31 protein-coding genes are annotated in these 22,465 nt (G+C 62.9%); 10 read left to right on the top strand and 21 right to left on the bottom strand.

Annotated features, from left to right (window positions below; translation table 11 throughout):
• The first annotated feature begins 26 nt into the window (after positions 1–26).
• Positions 27–1,271, top strand: a complete 1,245-nt coding sequence (locus tag CH262_RS22510; protein ID WP_032385397.1) for a KasA/KasB family beta-ketoacyl-ACP synthase — start codon at positions 27–29, stop codon at positions 1,269–1,271.
• Here CH262_RS22510 and CH262_RS22515 read toward each other — a convergent pair whose 3' ends face one another.
• The 10 genes from CH262_RS22515 to CH262_RS22555 all read right to left on the bottom strand — a co-directional run bounded on the left by CH262_RS22515 (position 1,272) and on the right by CH262_RS22555 (position 8,016).
• Positions 1,272–3,452 carry a heavy metal translocating P-type ATPase gene (locus CH262_RS22515; protein ID WP_052056580.1) on the bottom strand — a complete coding sequence of 727 codons (2,181 nt, stop codon included), beginning with the start codon at positions 3,450–3,452 and terminating at the stop codon, positions 1,272–1,274.
• A gap of 18 nt (positions 3,453–3,470) precedes the next feature.
• The gene (locus tag CH262_RS22520; RefSeq protein WP_027495086.1) at positions 3,471–3,755 is read right to left on the bottom strand and encodes a DUF1490 family protein; all 285 of its coding nucleotides are present in this window, start codon (positions 3,753–3,755) and stop codon (positions 3,471–3,473) included.
• Between the two features lie 43 nt (positions 3,756–3,798).
• The gene (locus CH262_RS22525; protein ID WP_032385205.1) at positions 3,799–4,338 is read right to left on the bottom strand and encodes a hypothetical protein; all 540 of its coding nucleotides are present in this window, start codon (positions 4,336–4,338) and stop codon (positions 3,799–3,801) included.
• Positions 4,335–5,090 (bottom strand): class I SAM-dependent methyltransferase, encoded by a 756-nt coding sequence (locus tag CH262_RS22530; RefSeq protein WP_027495088.1) that lies wholly within the window; start codon positions 5,088–5,090, stop codon positions 4,335–4,337. Before CH262_RS22530 ends, CH262_RS22525 begins: the two co-directional genes overlap by 4 nt.
• A 9-nt stretch (positions 5,091–5,099) precedes the next feature.
• On the bottom strand, positions 5,100–5,582 hold the full coding sequence (locus CH262_RS22535; RefSeq protein ID WP_032373444.1) for a GNAT family N-acetyltransferase: 483 nt from the start codon (positions 5,580–5,582) through the stop codon (positions 5,100–5,102).
• Between the two features lie 14 nt (positions 5,583–5,596).
• Positions 5,597–5,932, bottom strand: coding sequence for a hypothetical protein (locus tag CH262_RS22540; RefSeq protein WP_032385204.1), 336 nt, complete (start codon positions 5,930–5,932; stop codon positions 5,597–5,599).
• 39 nt (positions 5,933–5,971) lie between these two features.
• Positions 5,972–6,373 (bottom strand): hypothetical protein, encoded by a 402-nt coding sequence (locus tag CH262_RS22545; protein WP_032385203.1) that lies wholly within the window; start codon positions 6,371–6,373, stop codon positions 5,972–5,974.
• A gap of 12 nt (positions 6,374–6,385) precedes the next feature.
• Entirely contained in the window at positions 6,386–6,757 is a 372-nt protein-coding gene (locus CH262_RS22550) for a VOC family protein (protein WP_032385202.1), read from the bottom strand.
• A gap of 1 nt (position 6,758) precedes the next feature.
• A complete protein-coding gene (locus CH262_RS27825; protein WP_176457832.1) occupies positions 6,759–6,899 on the bottom strand; it encodes a hypothetical protein in 141 nt (46 codons plus the stop codon).
• A 184-nt stretch (positions 6,900–7,083) separates the two neighbouring features.
• Complete coding sequence (locus CH262_RS22555; protein WP_032373448.1) at positions 7,084–8,016, bottom strand: helix-turn-helix transcriptional regulator; 933 nt, start codon at positions 8,014–8,016, stop codon at positions 7,084–7,086.
• Positions 8,017–8,119: 103 nt separating this feature from the next.
• Between CH262_RS22555 and CH262_RS22560 the strand changes: the two genes are divergently transcribed.
• Positions 8,120–8,713: a TIGR03086 family metal-binding protein gene (locus CH262_RS22560; protein ID WP_032385201.1), complete on the top strand. Its 594-nt coding sequence runs from the start codon at positions 8,120–8,122 to the stop codon at positions 8,711–8,713.
• Between the two features lie 154 nt (positions 8,714–8,867).
• On the opposite strand, the gene CH262_RS22565 is transcribed toward CH262_RS22560, so the two are convergent.
• Together CH262_RS22565 and CH262_RS22570 are read right to left on the bottom strand one after the other, a co-directional pair.
• Positions 8,868–9,329 carry a DUF6194 family protein gene (locus tag CH262_RS22565; protein WP_032385200.1) on the bottom strand — a complete coding sequence of 154 codons (462 nt, stop codon included), beginning with the start codon at positions 9,327–9,329 and terminating at the stop codon, positions 8,868–8,870.
• A 4-nt stretch (positions 9,330–9,333) separates the two neighbouring features.
• Positions 9,334–9,837 (bottom strand): luciferase domain-containing protein, encoded by a 504-nt coding sequence (locus CH262_RS22570; protein WP_143547156.1) that lies wholly within the window; start codon positions 9,835–9,837, stop codon positions 9,334–9,336.
• A gap of 301 nt (positions 9,838–10,138) precedes the next feature.
• Between CH262_RS22570 and CH262_RS22575 the strand changes: the two genes are divergently transcribed.
• Positions 10,139–10,414, top strand: a complete 276-nt coding sequence (locus CH262_RS22575) for a PLD nuclease N-terminal domain-containing protein (RefSeq protein ID WP_027495096.1) — start codon at positions 10,139–10,141, stop codon at positions 10,412–10,414.
• Here the strand turns inward: CH262_RS22575 and CH262_RS22580 are convergent.
• Entirely contained in the window at positions 10,407–11,801 is a 1,395-nt protein-coding gene (locus tag CH262_RS22580; RefSeq protein WP_032385199.1) for an aminotransferase-like domain-containing protein, read from the bottom strand. The genes CH262_RS22575 and CH262_RS22580 overlap by 8 nt on opposite strands.
• Between CH262_RS22580 and CH262_RS22585 the strand changes: the two genes are divergently transcribed.
• The gene (locus tag CH262_RS22585) at positions 11,800–12,741 is read left to right on the top strand and encodes a DMT family transporter (protein WP_052056573.1); all 942 of its coding nucleotides are present in this window, start codon (positions 11,800–11,802) and stop codon (positions 12,739–12,741) included. The two genes, CH262_RS22580 and CH262_RS22585, sit on opposite strands and share 2 nt — an antisense overlap.
• Positions 12,738–13,958, top strand: coding sequence for a pyridoxal phosphate-dependent aminotransferase (locus tag CH262_RS22590; protein ID WP_032385198.1), 1,221 nt, complete (start codon positions 12,738–12,740; stop codon positions 13,956–13,958). The genes CH262_RS22585 and CH262_RS22590 overlap by 4 nt, the downstream gene beginning before the upstream one ends.
• 3 nt (positions 13,959–13,961) lie before the next feature.
• Here the strand turns inward: CH262_RS22590 and CH262_RS22595 are convergent, their stop codons facing one another.
• Positions 13,962–14,159: a helix-turn-helix transcriptional regulator gene (locus CH262_RS22595; protein ID WP_032382393.1), complete on the bottom strand. Its 198-nt coding sequence runs from the start codon at positions 14,157–14,159 to the stop codon at positions 13,962–13,964.
• Positions 14,156–14,563, bottom strand: a complete 408-nt coding sequence (locus tag CH262_RS22600; protein WP_094621841.1) for a hypothetical protein — start codon at positions 14,561–14,563, stop codon at positions 14,156–14,158. Before CH262_RS22600 ends, CH262_RS22595 begins: the two co-directional genes overlap by 4 nt.
• Before the next feature lie 181 nt (positions 14,564–14,744).
• Between CH262_RS22600 and CH262_RS22605 the strand changes: the two genes are divergently transcribed.
• Entirely contained in the window at positions 14,745–15,686 is a 942-nt protein-coding gene (locus CH262_RS22605) for a DUF808 domain-containing protein (RefSeq protein WP_032385196.1), read from the top strand.
• Positions 15,686–16,171 carry a GNAT family N-acetyltransferase gene (locus CH262_RS22610; RefSeq protein ID WP_032385195.1) on the top strand — a complete coding sequence of 162 codons (486 nt, stop codon included), beginning with the start codon at positions 15,686–15,688 and terminating at the stop codon, positions 16,169–16,171. The genes CH262_RS22605 and CH262_RS22610 overlap by 1 nt, the downstream gene beginning before the upstream one ends.
• Positions 16,172–16,181: 10 nt before the next feature.
• Here the strand turns inward: CH262_RS22610 and CH262_RS22615 are convergent, their stop codons facing one another.
• From CH262_RS22615 to CH262_RS22630, 4 genes are all read right to left on the bottom strand, one after another.
• Positions 16,182–16,394 (bottom strand): hypothetical protein, encoded by a 213-nt coding sequence (locus tag CH262_RS22615; protein WP_027495104.1) that lies wholly within the window; start codon positions 16,392–16,394, stop codon positions 16,182–16,184.
• A gap of 8 nt (positions 16,395–16,402) precedes the next feature.
• Positions 16,403–16,990 carry a helix-turn-helix domain-containing protein gene (locus tag CH262_RS22620; protein ID WP_032373456.1) on the bottom strand — a complete coding sequence of 196 codons (588 nt, stop codon included), beginning with the start codon at positions 16,988–16,990 and terminating at the stop codon, positions 16,403–16,405.
• Between the two features lie 62 nt (positions 16,991–17,052).
• Positions 17,053–17,556 carry a DUF1109 domain-containing protein gene (locus CH262_RS22625; protein ID WP_230591038.1) on the bottom strand — a complete coding sequence of 168 codons (504 nt, stop codon included), beginning with the start codon at positions 17,554–17,556 and terminating at the stop codon, positions 17,053–17,055.
• A 189-nt stretch (positions 17,557–17,745) separates the two neighbouring features.
• The gene (locus CH262_RS22630) at positions 17,746–18,117 is read right to left on the bottom strand and encodes a VOC family protein (protein WP_032367695.1); all 372 of its coding nucleotides are present in this window, start codon (positions 18,115–18,117) and stop codon (positions 17,746–17,748) included.
• A 62-nt stretch (positions 18,118–18,179) separates the two neighbouring features.
• Here CH262_RS22630 and CH262_RS22635 point away from each other — a divergent pair, with 62 nt between their 5' ends.
• Positions 18,180–18,614 (top strand): MarR family winged helix-turn-helix transcriptional regulator, encoded by a 435-nt coding sequence (locus CH262_RS22635; protein ID WP_032370010.1) that lies wholly within the window; start codon positions 18,180–18,182, stop codon positions 18,612–18,614.
• Positions 18,615–18,616: 2 nt separating this feature from the next.
• On the opposite strand, the gene CH262_RS22640 is transcribed toward CH262_RS22635, so the two are convergent.
• The gene (locus tag CH262_RS22640) at positions 18,617–19,426 is read right to left on the bottom strand and encodes an alpha/beta fold hydrolase (protein WP_032385194.1); all 810 of its coding nucleotides are present in this window, start codon (positions 19,424–19,426) and stop codon (positions 18,617–18,619) included.
• A 30-nt stretch (positions 19,427–19,456) separates the two neighbouring features.
• Positions 19,457–20,191 carry a pirin family protein gene (locus CH262_RS22645; protein WP_052056569.1) on the bottom strand — a complete coding sequence of 245 codons (735 nt, stop codon included), beginning with the start codon at positions 20,189–20,191 and terminating at the stop codon, positions 19,457–19,459.
• A gap of 161 nt (positions 20,192–20,352) precedes the next feature.
• On the opposite strand from CH262_RS22645, the gene CH262_RS22650 reads away from it, so the two are divergent.
• Together CH262_RS22650 and CH262_RS22655 are read left to right on the top strand one after the other, a co-directional pair.
• Entirely contained in the window at positions 20,353–21,348 is a 996-nt protein-coding gene (locus tag CH262_RS22650) for a substrate-binding domain-containing protein (RefSeq protein ID WP_230591037.1), read from the top strand.
• A gap of 79 nt (positions 21,349–21,427) precedes the next feature.
• Positions 21,428–22,459, top strand: coding sequence for a galactitol-1-phosphate 5-dehydrogenase (locus tag CH262_RS22655; RefSeq protein WP_080731814.1), 1,032 nt, complete (start codon positions 21,428–21,430; stop codon positions 22,457–22,459).
• Positions 22,460–22,465 lie beyond the last annotated feature (6 nt).

Raw genomic sequence — 22,465 nt, forward strand, 5'->3', positions numbered from 1 at the left:
GGTCGCTACATGTATCCATGGACGTCATGAGTGAACCGATCGCTACACAAACACTTCATCGCAACGCCGTCGTCACCGGGTACGTAGCCACGACGGCTCTGGCCGACGACGCCGACACAACATGGGATCGCCTCATGGACGGGCAAAGTGGGATAGGCCCGCTCCTGAGTGACTTCGTTGCGAGGTATGACCTTCCAGTTCGCATCGGAGGTGTCCTTCAGGTGGCGCTCTCCGACCATCTGACCCGCGTGGAGCAGCGGAGACTGTCCTTCGTCGAGCAGTTGGCGGTTGTGCTGGGACGGCGACTGTGGCGTGCCTCGGGTCTGGAGGACATGGACTCGGATCGTCTTGCCGTCGCAGTGGGGACCGGACTGGGTGGCGGCGATGCGTTGATCGGGGCCGTCGACGCGATGAGGGCGGGCGGATACCGGAAGGTGTCGCCGATGTCGGTCCCGATGGTGATGCCGAACGGACCGGCTGCGCATATCGGGCTCGAGGTCGGCGCTCGGGCGGGGGTGTTCACTCCGGTGTCGGCATGCTCGTCGGGTTCGGAGGCGTTGGCTCACGCATGGAGACTGATCGCTTCGGGTGAGGCGGATGTCGTGATCGCTGGTGGCGTCGAAGGGCATATCGACGCAGTGCCTATCGCTAGCTTCTCGATGATGCGGGCGATGAGTACTCGCAATGACGAACCGACGCGGGCTTCGCGGCCCTTCGATCGTGACCGTGACGGATTCGTGTTCGGTGAAGCGGGTGCGCTGCTGATCATCGAGTCCGAGAGACACGCCACGGCGCGAGGTGCACGAATTCACGGCCGACTGCTCGGTGCAGGAATAACATCGGACGGGTTTCACATAGTCGCACCGGATCCTGAAGGTCGAGGGATCCGTAAAGCCATGCAGAAGGCCATAGGCACGGCTGGTTTGACTGCCCGAGACATCGACCACGTCAATGCACATGCAACGGCAACGCCCATAGGTGACCTGTCGGAGGCCAGGGCCATCGCCGCTACCGTTGGCCATGCATCCGTCTACGCACCGAAGTCTGCGCTGGGTCATTCCATCGGTGCAGTCGGAGCAGTGGAGGCGATTCTCTCGATACTGTCGATTCGCGAATCGGTTGTGCCGCCAACTCTCAACCTCGACAATCAGGATCCTGCAATCGATCTCGATGTCGTCGGTTCACGACGCCGCCAGCAGATCGACTACGCGTTGAGTACGTCGATCGGCTTCGGCGGGCACAACGTTGCCCTGGCGTTCGGGCGCTACTGATCAGAGTCGGTATCGGATCAATCGCGAACTGTTGCCGACCACCGCGACCGATGAGGCGTTGTGCAGGATTGCCGCCAGCACAGGTGACAGCGCACCACCGGCGCTGACCGCCAAGCCGAGAGCGTTGACGGCAATGGACATTCCGTAGTTCTGACGGATGACCGATACGGAATGCCGGCCGAGGTCACGTACGTCGAGCAGACGCGACAAGTCGTCGCTCGCCAGTGCCACGTCCGCGGTCTCGACGGCAACATCGGTGCCCGCCAATCCCATTGCGATTCCGATATCGGCGACGGCCAAAGCGGGGGCATCGTTGGTGCCGTCACCGACCATCGCCACGACGTAACCTGCGTCCTGCAGTTCTCGGACGGCTTCGAGCTTTTCGTCGGGCATCACTTCGGCCCGCCACTCGGTGATACCGAGTTCCGCGGCGACCGCCGCCGCTGTCTTCGGGTGGTCGCCGGTGAGCATGATGATGCGTTCGACACCGTCGGCTCGAAGCGCGTTCAGAACGGCGGATGCGTTGGTACGGACTTCGTCGCGGAGACTGATCAAGCCGACGAGTACGCCGTCGACGGCGAGCAGCAGCGGAGTCTCGGCCTCGTCCTGCAGCCGCGAAACCCATTGCTGCGCATCCTGGGATACCGCGACGTTCTCGCTGCGCAGGAGGGATGGACTGCCCAGGAGCAGCGTCCGTCCGTCTGCGACCGTCCGCATGCCGAGTCCGACGATCACCTCGCACTCCTCGTGCGGAGGGATGACGATATGCCGTTCCTCGGTACTCCGAATGACAGCCTCTGCCAGAGGATGTCGAGAGTGGATCTCGGAGCTCGCCGCGTAGGCCAGCACCTGCTCCGGTTCCCAATCGTCTTGGAAAGACACGACATTGGTCACCACGGGGCGTCCCACCGTCAGGGTTCCGGTCTTGTCGAACACGAAGGCGTCGACCCTGCCGGCCTGTTCGAGGTGAGATCCGCCCTTGATGAGAATGCCTCTGCGAGCACCGTTTCCGATGGCTGCGCTGATGGCGGTCGGCGTGGACAATCCCACCGCACACGGACACGCCACGAGCAGCATCGTCATGGCACGTCGAACATCGCGGGTGACGACGAGGGTCAGTGCCGACAGGATGAAGGACGCGGGGACGAAGCGTCGTGAAAAGTTCTCCCCCACAGTCTGAATCGGTGCACGATCTTCCTGCGCCTCCTCGACGCGAGAGATGATGCGGCCGATCGTGGTGTCGCGGCCGACGGCGGAGGCACGCACGACGAGGCGGCCACGGACGACGACGGATCCCGCATGAATACGGTCTCCGGCGACGATCGATACCGGTAAGGTCTCGCCGGTGATTGCGGACTGATCCACCACCGCGTCACCGTCGACCACGATGCCGTCGACGGGAACGCCCACGTGGTCGTGCACGACGACCTCGTCGCCGATCTCGAGTCGATCGACGTCGACGGAGATCTCGGAGCCGTCGGGCAGCCTGATCCAGGCCGTGTCCTGTGTGCCGGTCAGTAGATCGGAGATCGCGCGTCGAGTTCGCTTGAGGGTCAATTCCTGCAGGTACTCGCCGATGTTCAGGAGCCACAGCACGGTGAGGGCGACGACGTTCTCGCGCAGCACGAGGCTGGCTACGGTTGCGGCGCTGACGAGTGCGTCGGTTCCTGCCGTCCTGTTGCCGGCCAGCGAGCGCACGGCTCCCTTGAGAAACGGGTAGCCGGTGAAGATCGTTGCGCCGGTGGCAACGAGACGACTGGTGGGGCCGAGGATGGGCGGCCGACGGAACGCGTAGCGGCGAAGACCGAGAAGGACCAGTGCCGCGCCGCCGATGGTCATCCGCAGCACGTCGCCGCTGGTGACGTCAGCTGAGCGCGGACTACGGACCGGTACCAGGGCCCAATTCGTCGAGCGCCCCGCGTTCACTGCGTCGAAGAGTTCGGCCCTGTCGATTCGTGTGCGGGAGTACCAGATGACGACCGACGCCGTCCGCGGGTACGCATGAACGGCGCGCACTCCGCGGATCTTGTCCACATGGTCCTCGACCGCGACAGCACGGCCCGGGCTCGAGCGGAGCCAGTCGACGCGGAGGCGCATACGGCCGGCGGCGTCGGAGAGGATTTCGATGCCGTCTGCCTGCGTAGCGTCGATGTCGAGGGGGCGTTGGGCGAGGGTCGTCATAATCGGAAGCAGTCCCGGTCAGTGCGCGTGGCCGTGGCCCGCATCGGAGGCCGTGGGCGGCTGAACCTCTTCGCCGATTCGGTCCCGGGCCTCGGCGACGACGTCGGACACGGCCAGTCGGGCCGATTCCGCGTGAACCTCGGCCTTGCGCGCTGCGCGTAGACCGAGTTCGGTGGCCGATACCGCAGCCTTGCGGACGGGGGCCTTCTCGTACAGCTTCTTGGCACCGTTGTATGCGGCGACGCCGACTGCACCCGTCACGACCGTCGATACTGCCTTCGCGACGATGATCGGAAACGCCATGTTGTAGCTCCTCGTATTCGAACCGGTACCCACTTATTGGGAATCATATTCGTTTCCTGTGATCATGGCGACTTGCGGGGTCCCCGGGGCGCAGGGCCACCCATACGTTGATCGGGCCCGGGTGAGGTTGGGCGAGCCACTGGTAGGCCCTTCGATCGAGGTACAAATACTCCAATGTGACCACCAGTGTTCCGTCGCTGTCGCGATACGCCCCCGACGCGTTACGAAGATCCGACTCGCTCTGCTCTACAGCCTCCAGGACGGCATGGTTGGTCCAGGCGCCCCCGGCCGGACCAGGAATGCGCAGTGCGGGTTCCCCCGGATATTCGGGCCTGTCGATGCCGTCGATCACGTCGGCTTCGATGGCTCCGTCGAGCAACGTGCCGCTCAGCGACACCCACCCACCCGATGGCATGACGGAGTTACGTCCCGTCACCGGGATGGTCACTGCGCTCAGGGTCGCTGACCGCTCGTCGGGGGCATTGGGCGTGAGGCGGATCGATCCGTCGTCGACGAGTAGTGCGCCGATTCCCACGATTGGATCGCCTGATTCGACTGCGAACGAATCGATTTCAGATGTCATCGGTTCGGCCTTGTGGATCGGAAAGCTCTGGTCACGTATGGCAGATCGATCGTTGTATCCCCATGCAGCCCTAGCTCGTCGAACAAGGTGGCGAGATTCTGATCTATGCCGTTGCGCTCGTCGGCCGTCGCGGTGATGTAGAAACTGCGCGATCGAACCAGGTCGGTCAACAGCGATCGGTTCACCGTGCGAGACCACGCCCATCGTCGCTCTTCGAGATGATCGAAGGGCTCCGCTATCGGCGGCGGACCGTCGTCGAACATGGCCATCGCTCCACCACGTGAGACCACGGAGTTGAGGCGTCGAACCCAGGGCTGCGACTCGTCGCGAATGTTCCAGATCAATCCCAGCACACCGCCAGGGCGCAGGACCCGTCCGATCTCGCGTGACGCGGCCACTGGATCGACCCAGTGCCAGGCCTGTCCAAGCAGCACTCCATCGAGACTCTCGTCGTCTATTGGGAGGGACTCGGCAGTACCGACCTTGGTCGGGACACCCGGTACCGCGATCCGCAGGGCGTCGAGCATGGCGTTATCAGGGTCGACGGCAATGGCGTCGCAACCAGCGGCAACGATGCTGCGCGTGAGCTTGCCCGTGCCGGCACCGACGTCAGCGACTCGTGGACGACGATCGGACGCGAGAGTGGGCTCCAACATCCACGCGACTGCGTCCGACGGGTATTCGGGACGAGCAGATTCATACACCTCGGCGGCGGTCCCGAACGACGTCGAGCTGTTATCTCGGCTAACCATAAGGTCACGTTACCCGTCCGGTTCGAGCTCGAGTTCGTAGTAGAGAGCCTTTGGTCCCTCGCCGCGTCCTTCGTGACAGTCGAAGCCGCGCTTCTCGTACACGTGGCGGGCTGCCTCGTCGTCTTCCGAGGTATTGAGGTCCATATAGGTCGCACCCCTACCGCGTGCGTGCTCGATGACATTGTCGAGAAAGGTTGTGCCGTAGCCTTTCCCGCGCAGCCCGGGCTGGATGTAGAACTCGGCGAGATAGGCCTCCATGTCTGCGCTCAAACTCCCGATCCGAAAACGCACAACCGCTACACCGATGGCGGGAGTCCCAAACGTCAGCACGCTGGTGTCGCCGGACTTCACCAGAGTGTCGAGATGTGATGCAAGCCAATCCGGCTCGGGCACCGGGTAGTCGTACTCGCGATTGAAATCGATCAACAGGGTTGCGGCCTCGATGAATTCGGCGGGATCCTGGACGGCACGTGTACCGCTGACCGATGTCATCGACTTCTCCCCTGTCAGTGATCCGGTTGAACGAGATTCTTGGCGTCGAGCAGACCGAGGCCGGGATGCATCTCTCGCAGCGCTTTGATGGCGTAGACCGTTCTGCCGCGTTCTTCGACTACCGCTTCGACATCCTCGGCGGGTACGGATTCGGGACCGATCTTGTTGGGTACCGGCCGGTGCCGACCGCCTTGGTGCCAGAGCGCTGGGGCGGCTACTGCCAGCACCACCAGCTTCGACCAGTTCCAGACAGAAGGATCGGACACGAGGTCGCGGATCGTCAGGAACGCGAGCGCGGCCAGCAAGATGACAAGCGCGTATCGGGTCCAGGGGCGTTCTCGGGCCTTCATTCCTTCATGCTGTCACCGCACCCCGATCGGGGCAACGGTTCAACGACGCAATTCGCTATCGAGCTGTGCAAATAGTTTGCCGAACGTGGTGCGCCCTGCGACAGGTTGTGGAAACAGTCTAGGGACCGACCGGAACGTTGCATCGGCTTGTGTATGGGTCCATTCGATCTGCTTCGCAACAGCTTTGGAGTCCGTCAGCTCGAGATGGACGGCAGAACCGAGAATGTGTTTGACCTGATTCGAGTTGTACAGCGGATGGAGAAAGGCAGCACCGGCGGCGTGCAGGGCAGCAAGGGCGGCGTCGATCGCCGCGCAAGGACGGAGATTGTTCGAGTGCGAGGCCTCGCAAATCGGCAAGGCCCGACGGGCACAGGCAGCTGCGAAGGCCACAACCTCCCGAATGTCGTCGAGACTCAGCTCCACTGCAGAGGATTCGCCCACCTCATAATCGCCTCAACCTTCGTGCACCGCTGTAGTGATGCAGAAGGGGTGGCCGGCGGGGTCGAGGAGAACTCGCCACCGCGGGTCCGGTTGCTCCGCTGCTTCTGTTGCCCCGCATTCGAGTGCATGAGCGACGGATTCGTCGAGGCTCACTCCCGCATCGAGATCGAAGTGCACGATGGACGCCGACGGCCATGTAGGCGGGATGTAGTTCGCCACTCTTTGCGCAACGATGTTCAGACCCGAGTGCGTGCGAATCCCCGAGCTCGACGGGTTCTCCCACAACAGGTCTCCGCCCAGAAGCGCAAGGTAGAAGCGAGCGAGGGCTACCGGTTCGGGGCAGTCGATGGATATCCCTGCTACGTCGAGGTGTGGACGCGACATGTCACGAGAATACGGTGGCCCCCAGCGTGACGACGACTATCACGAAGACGAACAGGAGTAGCCAGCCCTCCCAGGTGTGCGGGCTGATTCCCCAGCCGTACCGTTTCGGGCCGAACCAACTTCGGGGTGGATTGAAAGCCATAGCGCCGTCCTGCCTGTTCGGAGTCGCGTCCACCCTATGAAGGCACCAGACTATTCGCAATGGTAATGACTTGGTCGTCGGTGGTGCGCTGAGTGTCCATAATTCGGCTCGAGAATCGGGAAAGCGCGCCGGCCTAGTAATAGTGGACACTGAGCGCGCCTTCCCAGAAGATCCAGCCGCGACGTCAGCTGTACAACCGCGCCGTTGCCGTAGCCCGTTGAGCCAATTCGTCGCGAATTGTGTTCGGCTGGAGCACTGTTACCGCAGGTCCGCAGTGCCACAACGCCCCCACAGCGTGATTGTGGCCGGAAAACTCGATGACTGCGAGGCGTCGTCCGTCGTCCTGTACTTGGTCGCTGATCACGCGAACGACGTTCTTCGTCAACGAGATCCATACCGATTCTTCTGCGAGGCAGGTGATTTCGATGTGGGTCAAACTCGCACGGAACGACTTCCAGTGTGCGGTGAAGGCGGCCTCCAGGTCCACGGTGGAAGCGCGGTGAGCCTGCTCGTCGAGCACAGTCAGTTCGTCGATCCGCGATACCCGGTAGACACGTTCGGTGCCGTCACGCCCGGCGAGTAGGTACCAGTGATCGCCGGCGTAGACGAGCCCGATTGGGTCAAGGATTCGATCGTTCATCGAACCGCTGCGATCGCGATACGTGATTCTTATCCGCACACCGTCTATGACGACCCGTTGGAGTTCCACCAGATGTTCCTCCGGTTCGTGGGGATACGCGAAACCGTCGGGCCGGACCAGGATTCGTTGTGAGGCAGTGCTTGCCGCTGCTCGGTGAGCGTCGGGTATCGCGGCGATCACCTTGCGCATGGCGCTCGCGAACGCCGGGGTGGCGACGCGTCCCGCGCCGGAAGCGAGCAATGCCGTCGCCTCGGCGGCCGTCAGACCGGTCAGCTCGGTGCGATAGCCCTGCAGCAGACTGATGCCACCACCGCGACCGCGATCGGTGTAGACCGGAATGCCCGCCGAAGACAAGGCTTCGATGTCACGCAACACGGTGCGCGTGGACACTTCGAGCTGGGCGGCGATCTCGGCAGCGTTCAGTCTGCCCCGATGTTGGAGCAGCATGACGATGGACAACAACCGGTCTGCGCGCACCCGAAAAGTCTCTCACCAAAACATGACAGAAGATGTCATGTTCACCCGATCTACTTCTACCCAGCAGGCCACACCCGGTGGCCGCGAAACGGAAGGATCGACAATGAACACCATCGAGACCACGCAGCAGACGGATCCGCGCGAGGTGTACTTCACGTCCGCCGCATGGGTGAGCGGTCTGCTCACAGGCGTGCGCGCCGACCAACTGGACCTTCCCACTCCGTGTGACGAGTTCGATGTCCGGACGCTGGCAGGCCATCTCGTTGCGACGGTCCGAAGGCTGATTGCGATCGCCGAACTCGGGAGTCCGGACTCTGTGTCGCCCTTGTGCTCCGATCATGACGCCGCATCCTTCGACACGTCGGTGACGCAAGCCCGTGCCGCGTGGGCCGACGATGAATTGCTCGATGGCCCGGTCGCGGTCCCGTGGGGTGAGGTACCGGGGCGATCGGCTGTGTGGGGATACACGCGCGAGCTACTACTGCACGGCTGGGACCTCGCGGTGGCGACTGGCCAGCCCGCAGAAGTGGACGACACTCTCGTCGAGCCGGTAGCAGTGGAATTCCATGCAATGCTTCCCGCGGATGCGCGGGTTCCGGGAGTGCCGTTCGGACCCGTCGTGGAACCGAGGCCGGAAGCGGGTTCACTCGAACGCCTGGCGAATTTCTCCGGACGGTCGTCGGACGGTTGGGTGTAGTCACGAGTATCGGCTCATGCAAATGACTTTCGACGAGACGCCGCGACATATGGCAATGCGCTGACTCACCGCCGATCTGCAACTGCCCTGAGCGTCCACAATTCGGCTCTGGAATCGGGATCGCGTCGATGCCTGCGAATTGTGGGCGCTCACCTCACTTGTGGCGGCGCTCGAATCGTGTTTTCGCGGTCTCGTAGGCCGATCGAAGCAACTCCTCGACTTGTGGCTGCGTTCCAGATGCCGGATTGACGATCGATATCCATCCGGCAGTGCCGTATTGCGGATGCGCTGCGAGCGTGTCGTCGGCATCGGCTCGAGGCGCACGGTCAGCCTCGCTTGGCACTACACCCAACAGCCTGTCGAATTCTTCTTTCGCTACAGGGACATTGACGCGGAAGGCGTCGGGACGATCCAGCCGAGACAGTTCGTCGCCTGGGTAATTCTTGGTCACGACGGTGGCGAAGGGCTGAGTACCGGTCGGGATGGTCCCGTCGGGTGAGTAGTAGAAGAACACGTCGCCCCAGGCGAGTTCGGGGGTTCCGTCGCCCTCGCTGGGACGCTGCGCCACTGTTCCGTCGAAGCTGCCGACCAGGTCGACGATGTCGTCGAGAGTCATGTTTTCACCTCGTCGAAGTAGATGTTGCGCGATGGATGATCTGTTCGATTCGATCTGCGTCGTCGGAATCTCTCGGTGCGTAGAGGAAGACGTAGGTTTCGGGAAGTCCGAGGCCAGGGCGTCCGGCGAGGGGGTGTAGCTCACCCCAGCCCGCGGAGATGACGGTCTGAGCATCGTCGGGCTGCATGACGACGTGCATCGATCCTTCGGTCTCGTGGACGTGGAGTATCTCGCCGTTGGTTCGCGAAATCCACGGTGCAGCAGCGGTGACATCCGTCAGATACAGCGCGTCCCCTCGCTTCTCGAAGTGGCTGCGCGCCAGGTGGTATCGGGTGTTCGTGCGCGCTTCGGTAGCGACTGCGCCGGTGATCCTGTCTGTCAGTACGGGCGTAGCACGGTCGGTGAGCTGGCGATGTGGAATCGGGTACGGGGCGATCGTCGGACGCGGTCCTTGGCGCGGCTCGAGGTGCCAGTGCCGGCCTGCGCGCGAAGAGCCGGCGACGGTCATGAGGTCACGTCTGGAGAACGGTCGTAGCGCGGTGGCGATCAACCACCCACCGACGTTGGCCGGTAAGCCGCCCGGCCCCAAGGCCCTCCACGTCGTGTAGTCGTTCTTGACGGTCTGCACAAGTCCCCCCCAGGTCGGATACGTCCGCACCACGGTAACTGCGCGACGACTCCGGCGGTAGGCCTACATCGTCCGATGTACGACGAGATACACGCGCAGACCGATGTGCAGGAACGTTCGGGTCCATAGCGTTGTGGTCGTCAACGAAACAGCGAAGAACAAGCACAGCAGAGGAACCGTCATGCACGCCGCAGTACTACTTTCGCAACAACACTCGACCACCGAGCAGGTACTCGGGTTCGGGCTGGGAACCATCGTCCTGGTGGCGGTGCTCGGCGCGGTCGTTCTGTTCGTCGCCGCGCTCGTCAGCATCCTTCGCTCACCCAATTACAGTGTCGCAGGTCGTGCGGTGTGGATCTTCGTCGTGCTCGCGTTTCCGTTCCTCGGGCCTCTGGTCTGGTTCGTATGGGGTCGCACCTCGACGTTCGCTGTCGAAGCGTCGAACAGTCTCAGATGACCGATCCGATTGTTCGCGCTGCGTCCGGGAACTCACCGGCGTTCGAGCCCGCGTAATTCAAACGCAGGAATTTGCCGGTGGGTTCGGCCGGGAAGTAGTCGTCTCCCGCTCCGACGATGACGCCCGCCGATTTGCATTTGTGCACAACGTCTTCCAGGTCGATGTCGTCACGCAGGCGCATCCACAGATTGAGTCCGCCCCGGGGGATCCGGTCGAGATGCCCGCGAGGAGCGAACTCGATCAGGCTGTGTGCCAGGAGGTCTCGACGTGCTTCGAGTTGCGTGCGTAGACGTCGTAGGTGTGTGCGCCAGGCGGGTTGGGTGACGACATCGAGAGCGACGGTCTGCAGGATGCCGCTGACGTACATCGATTCGGCTCCCGTGTCGGCGAGGATACGTTCGTGGGCCGGGCCACGAGCGATCAAGCCTGCCAACCGAATCGACGGTGATACGACCTTGGTCAGCGAACGCAGGTACACCACATGTCCGCCGTCGTCTCGTGCGGCCAATGGGCTGGGTTCGGCGGTGATGCCGAAATCGTGGGCGGAGTCGTCCTCGATCAGGAACGCGCCGTGTCGTCGAACGATGTCGAGCACACGTTCGGACAGGTTCGGAGACCACTGTGCTCCGGTGGGGCTGGCGAAGGTCGGTTGAGCGTAGAACGCCCGCGCGCCGGACTCGGCGAATGCCTGCTCCAGCGCGTCCGGGTCGGGTCCGTCGACCCCGGTGGGGACCGGGACCACGCGAACGCCCGCCTGCGTTGCCGCCAGGATCGCTCCCCAGTACGTCGGTGATTCCATGAGAAGTGGGCGTCCCGCACCGACGAGCGCTCGAAAGGCCGTGCTCAGGCCGGTCTGGCTGCCCGGGATGATGACCACGTCGCTGGCCGAGGGCGGTGTGATGCCCAGCGGGGTGGAAGCGCCCAGTTCCGCGGCGAACCAAGCTCGAAGCTCGGGCAGACCTGCGGTGGGCGGCCTGGCAACCACTGCGTCGGTGCGTGAGGCTCGGGTGAAAGCAGCGTGAACGAGTCGCTCCGGCAACAGCTCTCGGGCCGGGTAACCGGAATGCAGAGCGATCACGTCACTCGACGTGGACTGCAGTGCGGCGGGGAGTTGCAATCTGTTTCCGGGTGCACCGAGCGCGGCAGTCTGCCACCCGTAGTCGTTCGGGCGGGCCGTGTGCACGGTCTTGACGAATGTTCCGACGCCAGGCCGTGTTTCGATGACACCCTGCGAAATGAGCGTGCGCAGTGCTTTCTGCACCGTCACGGGGCTGGCCGAATGCTGGGCCACCAGCGCACGAGTGGATGGCAGCTTCGCCTCGGGCGGGGCGGTTGCGATCCAGGTTCGCAGTGCAGACACGATCCGGGAACTGCTATCGTCGGACATGCCACAGCATAGTAGCGCTACCCAGCTAGCGCCGGGACTGCTATCCCGAGCCGGCCTCTTGTGGGGACTGGCGGGTGTCACGGCGTTCTCGTTCACCGTGCCGCTGACTCGGATTGCCGTGACCGGTGGCCTGTCGCCGCTGTTCGTCGGGTCCGGACGCGCCGTCGTCGCCGCGGCCCTCGCTGCTGCCGCCCTGGCCCTGACCTCGCAACGGTTGCCACGCGGACGGCAATGGGTTCGACTGGGTGTCATCGCGGCCGGGGTCGTCATCGGTTTCCCCGTGCTCACGTCGTTCGCTCTGACCACCGCCTCCGCCGGCCACAGTGCCGTCGTCATCGCGCTTCTGCCGGCTGCGACCGCGGCCTTCGCCGTCGTCCGCGAGCGGCAACGCGTCCGGCCGATGTTCTGGTTGGTTGCGGCCATGGGTGCTGCGGTCGCTGTCGGATTCGCGGCCGTGCAGGGCGGCGAGGTCGCCGGACTGGGGTGGTCGGATCTGCTTCTCCTCGGAGCCGTCGTGGCGGCCGCGGTGGGATACGCGGAGGGCGGGCTGCTTGCGCGTGAACTGGGAGCGTGGCAGACGGTCTCGTGGGCGCTTGTCGTCTCCGTTCCGGTGACCGGAGCGATGACGGCGTTCGCGTGGTGGCATCAACCCACGAGCGGAGGCGTCTCGGAGTGGGCTGCGTTCGCCTATCTGGCCGTCGTGAGTATGTATCTGGGGTTCTTCGCCTGGTATCGGGGGTTGGCCATCGGTCCGATGTCGAGCGTGAGCCAGGTGCAGCTCGTTCAGCCGGTGCTGACGATCTGCTGGGCCGCGATCCTGCTCCACGAGGGACTGACGTGGCCGGTGGTCGTGGGTGGAGCAGCGGTCATCGTATGTGCAACAGTGGCGGTCCGAACTCGGATGTCGCCGTCCGTTCGACAGGAGGAACTTTCGTCATGACGCGATCGATCGATCAGGCACGCAAGCTCGAGAATGTTCGCTACGACATTCGTGGCCGCATTCTGGACAAGACCGAGGAACTCGAGGAGCAGGGGCACAAGATCCTGCGCCTCAACGTGGGTAACCCGGCCCCGTTCGGTTTCGAGGCACCCGACGAGATCATGATGGCGATGATTCGCAATCTGCCTACCGCGCAGGGATATTCCGACTCGCGGGGCCTGTTCTCGGCGCGCACCGCGGTGGTGCAGTACTACCAGACCAAGGGCCTGAGCGACCTCGACGTCGGCGACGTCTACCTGGGCAACGGGGTCTCCGAGCTGATCACCATGACGATGCAGGCGCTGTGCAACCCCGAGGACGAGGTGCTGATCCCCTCCCCCGACTACCCGCTGTGGACGGGTTCGGTTGCGCTCGCCGGAGGCAGTCCGGTCCACTACTTGGCAGACGAGACTCAGGACTGGGCTCCGGACTTCGAGGATCTGGAATCGAAGATCACCACCCGTACCCGGGCCATCGTCGTGATCAATCCCAACAACCCCACTGGTGCGGTGTACTCACGCGACGTTCTGCAGCGTTTCGTCGACCTCGCGCGCGAGCACGATCTGATTCTGCTCGCCGACGAGATCTACGAGAAGATCGTGTACGACGGTTCCGAGATGACCAATCTCGCAACTCTCACCGGCAAAGATGTGCTGTGCCTGACCTATTCGGGGTTGTCGAAGGCCTACCGAGTGTGTGGATTCCGTGCCGGGTGGCTGGCGATCACCGGTCCACGACGCCGTGCGGCGAGCTTCATCGAGGGCATCACGTTGCTGTCCAACATGCGCATGTGCGCGAATGTGCCTGCACAACATGCAATACAGACGGCGCTCGGCGGCCGTCAATCGATCGAGGACCTTCTGCTGCCGACGGGTCGGTTGACCGCGCAGCGGGATCTGGCGCATCGAATGCTGAACTCCATCGACGGGATCAGCTGTGTGCAGGCTGCGGGCGCGCTGTACATGTTCCCCAAGCTCGACACCGACCGATTCGGCATCGTCGACGACGAGAAGTTCGTCCTCGATCTGCTCGAATCCGAGAAGATCCTGGTCAGTCACGGTCGAGCGTTCAATTGGGATGTGCCCGACCACTTCCGGCTCGTCACCCTGCCCAACGTCGACGATCTCTCGACCGCACTCGAGCGGCTCGGTAACTTCATGAGTTCGTATTCGCAGTAGTGCTCAAACCGAATCCGGCTCGAACAGGTCCTCGATCGTGCAGTCGAAAGCTGCGGCAAGGCGAAAGGCGACGGGCAGGCTCGGGTCGAACCGCTCCTTCTCGATGGAGATGATCGTCAGTCGGGTGACGTCGATTCGCTCGGCCAATTCGCTCTGAGACCACCCTTTCTCGGTGCGACGACGTCGAACATCGTTCTTCACTCGGACAGGGCCCGGTAGCGCGCGAACGCGTACCGCGCAGTGAACGATGCGAACGCAGCCAGCAGCAAGCCCGTCAGAAGCAGCGTGGCCGGGGGGTCGACTCTTGCGATGGACACCACCGCAAGAGTCAGACCCAGTACGGTCACCAGATCGGTGGCCGTACCGCTGGACGCGGATGTCGTCCAATGGCTTTCGATGCTGTCGCCCGAGGTGTAGGTCTGGTCGGCGGTGACCGGAGCGACGAACAATATCCAGCCCAGCATCGCGCCGAAGGGCAGCGCGGTGACGCCGAACACCAGCGCGGAAACCCCTGGTGCGATGGGTGACACGAGCCAGGCGAGCAGTGCCGTCGCCGATGCAGTGGCCAGGCCGACAGCGGCGACCGATATCCATCTGAGTCTCACCCGAATGCTCCGTTCGTTGGTATAGCTCGCTATACGTATAGGAAACCATACATCCCACTCCGATGTGTGGTCCGCAGCAAGCTACTGGCGGTATGGTTCGAGCACGTGGATTGCCGGATTTCGGCGTCGTACTCAGCCCTAGGAGCCTGATCGTGCATTCGTCTTCACTCGGAGATCACTGATGGCCGGCGGACTGGTAGCCCTGCTCGACGACGTGGCCGCGCTGGCACGGCTCGCGGCAGCATCGATCGACGACGTGGGAGCCGCTACCGGCAAAGCGACGGCCAAGGCCGCCGGCGTCGTGATCGACGACGCAGCGGTGACGCCTCAGTACGTTCGCGGCCTCGCGGCCGAGCGGGAACTCCCGATCATCAAGCGCATCGCCGTCGGCTCGCTTCGCAACAAGCTGCTGATCATTCTGCCGATCGCCCTGCTGCTCAGTCAGTTCCTCCCATGGCTGCTGACGCCCATTCTGATGCTCGGTGGCTGCTACCTCAGCTACGAGGCAGCGCACAAGATCTGGGGAGCGCTGTTCGGCCACGGCAATCATCACGCCGAGACAGAGGACGAGCCGCGGGACGAGGACAGCGTGGTGTCCGGTGCCGTTCGGACCGACCTGATTCTCTCCGCCGAGATCATGGTCATCGCTCTCGACACCATTGCGAGCGAGGGCTTCTGGAGTCGCCTCATCATCTTGGCGGTCGTCGCGGTGGTCATCACCATCGTCGTCTACGGCGTCGTCGCACTCATCGTCAAAATGGACGACATCGGTCTGAAGCTGGCCGAGGGTTCATCCGGGTTCGTCGAGAAGTTCGGCCGCGGACTGGTCAAGGGCATGCCGAAGGTGATGGCAGTGCTGTCGGTCGTCGGCACCGCAGCCATGCTCTGGGTCGGTGGGCACATCCTTCTCGTAGGCATCGACGAGCTCGGTTTCCACCCCATCTACGAGCTGGTGCACCACGGTGAGGATGCGGTGCGTGGGGTCGCGGGTGTCGGCGGAGTGCTGGCGTGGATCGTCAACACTCTCGCGTCGGCAGTCATCGGTGCGATCGTCGGCTGCATCATTGTTGTTGCGCAGCTCGGGATCTCGAAGGTGCTCGCCAAGCGGGCCGCCGCGAAGTAGTGCCTGTATCGGCGACGTTCGCCGTCGTTCATCCCTCCTCGGAGCCGGCGCTCGACATCCTGTTTCGCTACAACGTCGATATCGTCGGACGCTTCTACGGCCGCGAGGCGTCGGACGAGGAAGTACGACGAGTCATGGTCGACGAGCCGAGTGACGATCTCGTGGGTGATTCGGGTCTGTTCGTGGTCGCATACCTGGGCTCGACGCTGGTCGGTTGTGGTGGTGCTCGTTTTGTCTCCGACGACATCGCAGAACTGACCCGGGTTTTCGTCGACGCGCGTGCCCGTGGAAACGGCGTCGGGTCGTCGATCGTCGAGTTCGTCGAGGGATCGGTTCGCCAATCGCGCCGCAAGACAATGCGATTGGATACGCGAGCGGACCTCGTCGAGGCCCGGGGCCTGTACTCCAAGCTCGGCTATCGGGAGGTACCGGCATTCAACGCCGAGCCCTACGCCGAGGTATGGCTGGAAAAGCGACTGCTTTGAACAGCTTTCGTCACCGACGAGCCAGCTCGAGGACCCGTCGCTCGGACAGGGAGACATCGGCGAGCGATGCGGTCAACTCGTCCCACGCCTTCTGAACGCGGAGTTCATCTCGGCGGAGGCGCTTCTGCGCAGCAGCGAGTCTGCGCCGCTCGGCCAGAAGCACATGCCGATCGCGATCTTGCTCGGCCAAGAAGAGGTACGTGTGCGGATCGAACGGATACATGCCAACTCCTAAGGTGTAGTGGGGAATCCATGCATCAGCACCATCACGTGTTCACGCTCCCCCGAGGTCGCGTTCTCGCCGTGTCGACGCCATTTGTCGATGACGGCACGCATCTCCGTGCCCATCTTCTTCGTCTCCTCGGCGGTGAGCCGCAGGACGTCGTCGGAGCTGAAGGCCGCCGATACCCACTCTTGGCCCCACGACTCGGAAGTCCGGTCGAAATCACGCAACCGAGACCACTGGTGCGCCAACCAGGAGTCCTTGGACGCCTTGGCGACCGACAGTGACTCGGGCGAGTCGGAGAAGTCGTTCTCGGACCAGCTGAAGCCCTCCTCATTGGCCTCCGACCACCAACGTTGGCGCTTGTCCGAGCCGTTCTCTACCTCCTTCACGAACCCGTGCTCGGCGAGTTTGCGCAGGTGATAACTCACCGAGGCGGGTGACTCGTCCACCAGATCGCCGAGCTGGGTTGCCGTCATCGACTTGTTGGCGCGGAGTGCATAGAGCAGACGTAACCGGATGGGATGCGTCAGCGCTTTCAGCTCGGACATGTCTGTCAGCTTGCGCGGCGTCCGAGACGGAGGTGGTGGGCTCATGCAACAACCATAACCCGAAAGAAATATTTCGCAATAGTTCTTTCGGGTCTGCGGTTGGGGTATCAGTCCCGCCAGATGGCCGAGAATTCGTACCAGGGACCGTCCAGGTGCGTGGCGGTGAAGTCGTCGAATCCCGCGGGCGGTCCACCTGGTGCATACGCCCAGCCCGAGGCGCTCATGAGGGAGAAGCCGCCGTCTTCGGTGAAGTAGACCTCGCCGCCAGATGTGGCGCGTGCCGAGCTGATGTCGAACGGGCCGATCTCGATGTGTTCGCGGCTACTCGAGGGCTGTGCACTCAATTCTCGCGCAACGGCCTCGAATTCGTCGCGATGGTCCAGCATATTGTCCGGTGGCAGCAGTACCAGAACAGCCGCTGCCAAGCCCACCACCACCGGAGCCGACGCTATCCACCACGACCATCTTCGATCCTGGCCGACGACGTGGAGGGTGCGAATTGCCCAGATGAGCCCGACGATCAGCAGCACCAGGATCGATGACGCGCCGGCGAGGAGCGGATCGAACCAGGCGAACTGTCCGTAGGGCGAGGGCCACCAGTTCCTGGACACGCATACCCACGTGACGGCGGCGATCGTGGTAAATACCAGCAGGATCGGCCCGGGCGGTTTCGCGGCTTTTCGAGGTGCGTTCGCCGACTCGATGAGGCGGTTCTTCAGGCGCTCGATGATGGTCGTGTTCCCTACGCGTCGGAGGTGGCATCCGCGCTCAGGGTCCCACATTTGTCGATGACTTCGGGGTTAACTGCTGTGCACGGTGACGGCGTATCCGTCGGGGTCACGTAGGACGAAGGTCTTTCCGAAGGGGCCGTCGAAGGGGGCGGTCACGATCGTCACGCCGGCGGCGACGAGATTTTCGTGGAGCGCTTCGGCGTCGTCGCACACCAGCCAGAGGGCAACTCCGAGTCCCGGCTGACCACTGTCGAGATCCGTTTCGGGAGCGGGGTTTCGGACGGCGAACGGTATCGGTGAGGTGGTGAACACCACTGCGCCGGGTGGTGCCTGGGGTGCGCGGACGAGGCCCAGCTGCGATTCGTAGAAGTCTGCACTGACGGCCAGGTCGCGTACTTGGAGGGAGAGGAAGCTCGGTCCGGAAACGGTTGCAACGGTCATGTCGTGTCCTTTCGGTATTTCGTCAAGTTCTTGACGAACTGAATGTATGTCAAGATGTTGACATGAGTCAAGTGGATGTCGACACCTCGATCGGTTACGCCCTCAAGCGGGCCACGTCCGCCCTGCGTTCGGCGATGGACGAGTGCCTACGCGATCTCGATATCACCGTCTCGCAGTACTCGAGCCTCGAACTCCTCGCGCACAAACCGGGACTGTCCAACGCCGAACTCGCGCGCGCGGTATTCGTCAGCAGGCAGGCAACCCATCAACTGCTGGCCGGGCTCACACGCGGCGGCCTGGTGGAGATCGAGGGGGTAGGTCGAGACCAGCGTCTGTACGTGACGACCCTGGGCAGGGAGCGCCTGCGGCAAGCGTCGGCCGCTGTCGCTGCGGTGGAACACGCCATGATTGCGTCGCTGTCGAAGAGCGAGCGAGAAGTGCTGCACCGCAACCTTGTTACGTGTGCCGAGGCTCTGGACGGGCGCGAGCAGTCGTAACCTCAGTCGATCGAGTCGAGGAATTCCAGCATCGCCGCATTGAACTCGTTCGGCCGGTCCATGTTGGCAGCGTGACCGCAGTTCTCCAAGACCACAGATCGACCACCCGAATTGAGCTTCGCGGACTCGGAAGCATGTGCAGCAGGCCACAACTGGCTGTCGCGTCCGGCGATCATGAGGTACGGCCTATCGGTACCGGACATGGTTGCGCGCCAGTCCTGCGCCGCATGATCGGCCAGTAGCGCCTTCATCGGGGCCGTGTCGGGTGATGCCATCTTCGGCATCGCGCGCAATGCAAACGCGAGTTTCAGTAGTGCAGGCACCGACTTCCACTGCGGTCGGCCGTGGCCCGTGTCGGGTATTCCGCTGTCGAAGAACGACGTTCGATTGCTGTCGGTCAGACCGTAGAAGCCGTTCGACCAATCGTCGCTGTTCGCCATCTTCGGTGTCTGATCCACCGACACGATGGCTCGAACGCGGTCGGTGCCGAACTGCGAGACGTACGACCAGATGGTGTTGGCCCCCATGGAACCTCCGATCAAGACGGCTTCGTCGACGCCCACCTCCGAGAGGAAATTCGCGATATCGCGTCCGTGCCGCTCCATCGACGCTCCGTGTGTCGGTGCATCGGAGGTGCCGTGACCCCGTCGATCGAGGGCCAGAACACGGTATCCGGCTCGCACCAACGCTTTCTGCTGCAACATCCAGGTGGTCGCCGGTGCGCAGAAGCCGGCGACGAGAACCACGGCCGGGCCGGTGCCTTCGTCGAGATAGTTCAGGGAGACGGCATCGTCGGTGACAACGGTTGGCATGGTCAATCTCCCTGTGTCAGAAGAACTCGGTCAGGCGAAGCCGGCGTGCATTTCCCAGATCAAGATCTCGATCGCCGTCGATGCTGTCACACGGTGACCTCCGGTGGCGGTGAGTCGTACCGCGTCACCCTGGGCAACGTCTCCGACGGTCTCGAACACTGCGGAACCGTCGGCGACGAAGACGTGACCGTACGGCGCGTCAGGGACGGTGACGGACTCCCCCGGTGCGAGTCGGGCGGCATGCAGCGTCGCGTAGCGGTTGCCGATCCGAACGCCGCCGCGCCCCGACATGCCGGATGCCACCGGAACCAGCTCGCCGCTCGCCAGCTGGTCCTGCACGTCCAGCTCTTCGTACGAGGGATCGGTTCCATCGGTGTCGGGTGGGATCCACATCTGCACCACGCGCAGCTTTTCGCGGCTGGTCCGGCTCGACGCATTGGTCTCGGTGTGCTGGATTCCGGTTCCGGCACTCATGCGTTGAACGAGGCCGGGGTAGATCAGCCCCGAATCACCCTCGGAGTCAGTATGTTTCAGCGTCCCTTCCAGCACCCACGTGACGATCTCCATGTTCTCGTGCTGATGGGAGTCGAAACCTTCGCCGGGAAACACCGTGTCCTCGTTGTGCACCATCAGTAGCCCGTGCGCATTGGCCGCCAGGTCGTAATTGCCGGTGGCGGGAAACGACTGCTTGGAATCGAGCCATTCGTTCCACCAGTGATGGCGTTGCGCACCGGGTAAGTGCGTGACCTGCGGCTTCGATGTCATGACGTGCTCAACGCGCACGTCGGATCCCGCATTCCGGTGGGTCTCCGATCTCGACAAATGCTCATATGAGCATAATTACGCTCAAGTGTTGACCGTGACCCGAGTCACTGCCTACGTTTGAGCCCGCCCCACATCGGCCCACACTTTTTCGGAAGGACCCCATGAAACTCGCCACGACAATGAAGTCGGCCGGGCTGGTTGCCCTCGCGACCGTCGTCATCGCAGGATGCTCGACCCCCGGCGACGGCAGCTCGACAGCAACCAATTCTCTACCCGAAGGTGCCAAGGCCAAGATCGGGTTCAGTCAGGCCACCCAGCAGAGCCCCTTCTACGTCTCGCTGACCGATGCAGCGACGGCCGAGGCGCAGGCGCAGGGCAACGAACTACTCAACGTGGACGCCAACGGTGATGTGACGAAGCAGAACAACGACGTTCAGGACCTGATCACTCGCGGCATCAACGTTCTCATCATCAATCCGGTCGACCCCAAAGGCATTGCCCCCGCACTTGCTGCGGCCGAGGCAGCAGGTGTGAAGGTCGTGACCGTCGACCGTCCGATCGACTCGGGAGCCGAGTCCTTCGTCGGACGTGACAACAAGGCAATGGGTCAGCTCGTCGGTGAGGCCATGGTTGCGACTCTTGGCCCAGACGGCGGCAAGGTCATCGAAATCCAGGGTGACGCAGGTGGAACCGTCGCGAAGGACCGAAGCGACGGCTTCCACGCCGCCGCGGATGCCGCATCGAACATCACCATCGTCGAAGGTCCGTACGCGAACTACATCAGGTCCGAGGCGGTGACCGCCATGCAGGATCTGCTGCAGGCGAACCCGGATGTCAAGGCCGTATATGCGCACAACGATGACATGGCTCTCGGTGCACTGCAGGTTCTGCAGGAGAACAACCGCACCGACGTCAAGGTGTTCGGTGTCGACGGTTTGATGGAGGCAGTCAAGGCCATTGCCGACGGAGACCAGTACGTGGCCACGGCGTCGAACGATCCGGGCAGCGAGGGCCAAAAGGCAGTACAGACGGCCATCGCCGTCGCGAACGGCGACAGCGTCGAGTCCTTCGTCGATGCGGGCACTGCATTGGTCGACAAGTCCAACGCTGAAACCCTCGTCGGAGATACCACTTTCGCAGAGTCCTCAGCTCAGTAGCGTCTCTGCTCGATTCAGATCCGCTTCTGTAGTTCAACATATTTCGAGAAAGTCGAGTTCGATAATGGTTCCCCAGCAGATGACTGCTGCCGTGATGTATGCGCCAGGTGATATTCGAGTCGAGCAGGTCGCTGTACCCGAGCCCAAGGCCGGAGAGGTCTTGCTCGAGGTCGCGGCGTGCGGAGTGTGCGGGTCCGACATTCCCCGAATGTTGCGCAACGGTGGCTACAAGATGCCGATCATCTGTGGGCACGAGTTCTCCGCTCACATCGCAGTTCTCGGTGATGGGGTGACCGGCTTCGAGGTGGGCGACCTCGTCTCTGTTCCGCCTCTCATCCCGTGCTACAAATGCGAGTACTGCCTCAAAGGTGAGTTCGGCTTGTGTGAGGACTACGACTACTTCGGGAGTCGTTGCGACGGAGCGTATGCGCAGTATGTGACATCTCCTGTCGGCAATCTGATGAAGATGCCCGACGGGATCGATCCGCGGGCGGCAGCGATGCTCGATCCCGCCGCCATCGCACTGCACGCACTGTGGAAGACCAACCTGCGGACCGGACATCGCGTCCTGGTCATCGGTGCCGGCCCAATCGGCCTGTTCGGTATTCAGTGGGCGAGAATGGCTGGTGCCAGCCAGGTTGTGGCACTGGATCTGAGTCCCGAGAAGGCGGCGATGGCACTCGAAGCCGGTGCTACCCATGCAGTGCAGTCCGCCGACGAGGCTCGCGCACTCGGTGGTCGTGGATTCGACATCGTTCTCGAATCCGCCGGTGTCGCTTCGACAGTCGACCTGGCAGCCGCACTCACCGGACCGCAAGGGCATGCAACGTTCATCGGCATCCCGCATGCACCGGTGACGCTGGAGAAGGAAACGTTCAACAACTTCCTTCGGCAGGAAACCAGCTTGCACGGTTCGTGGAACTCGTTCTCCGCTCCGTTCCCCGGATCCGAATGGCACACCGCTGCACAGAAATTGGCCGACGGTTCGCTGAAGTGGGAGTTCATGATCACCCATCAACTTCCGCTTTCGGAGCTGCCCGACATGATGAAAGCGCTCGGTGACCGGTCTGTCTTCAGCTCCAAGGTCATCTTCATGCCCAACGAAAGCTGATACATA

This window comes from Rhodococcus sp. 05-2255-1e, from assembly GCF_002259025.1.
GTDB lineage: Bacteria > Actinomycetota > Actinomycetes > Mycobacteriales > Mycobacteriaceae > Rhodococcoides > Rhodococcoides fascians.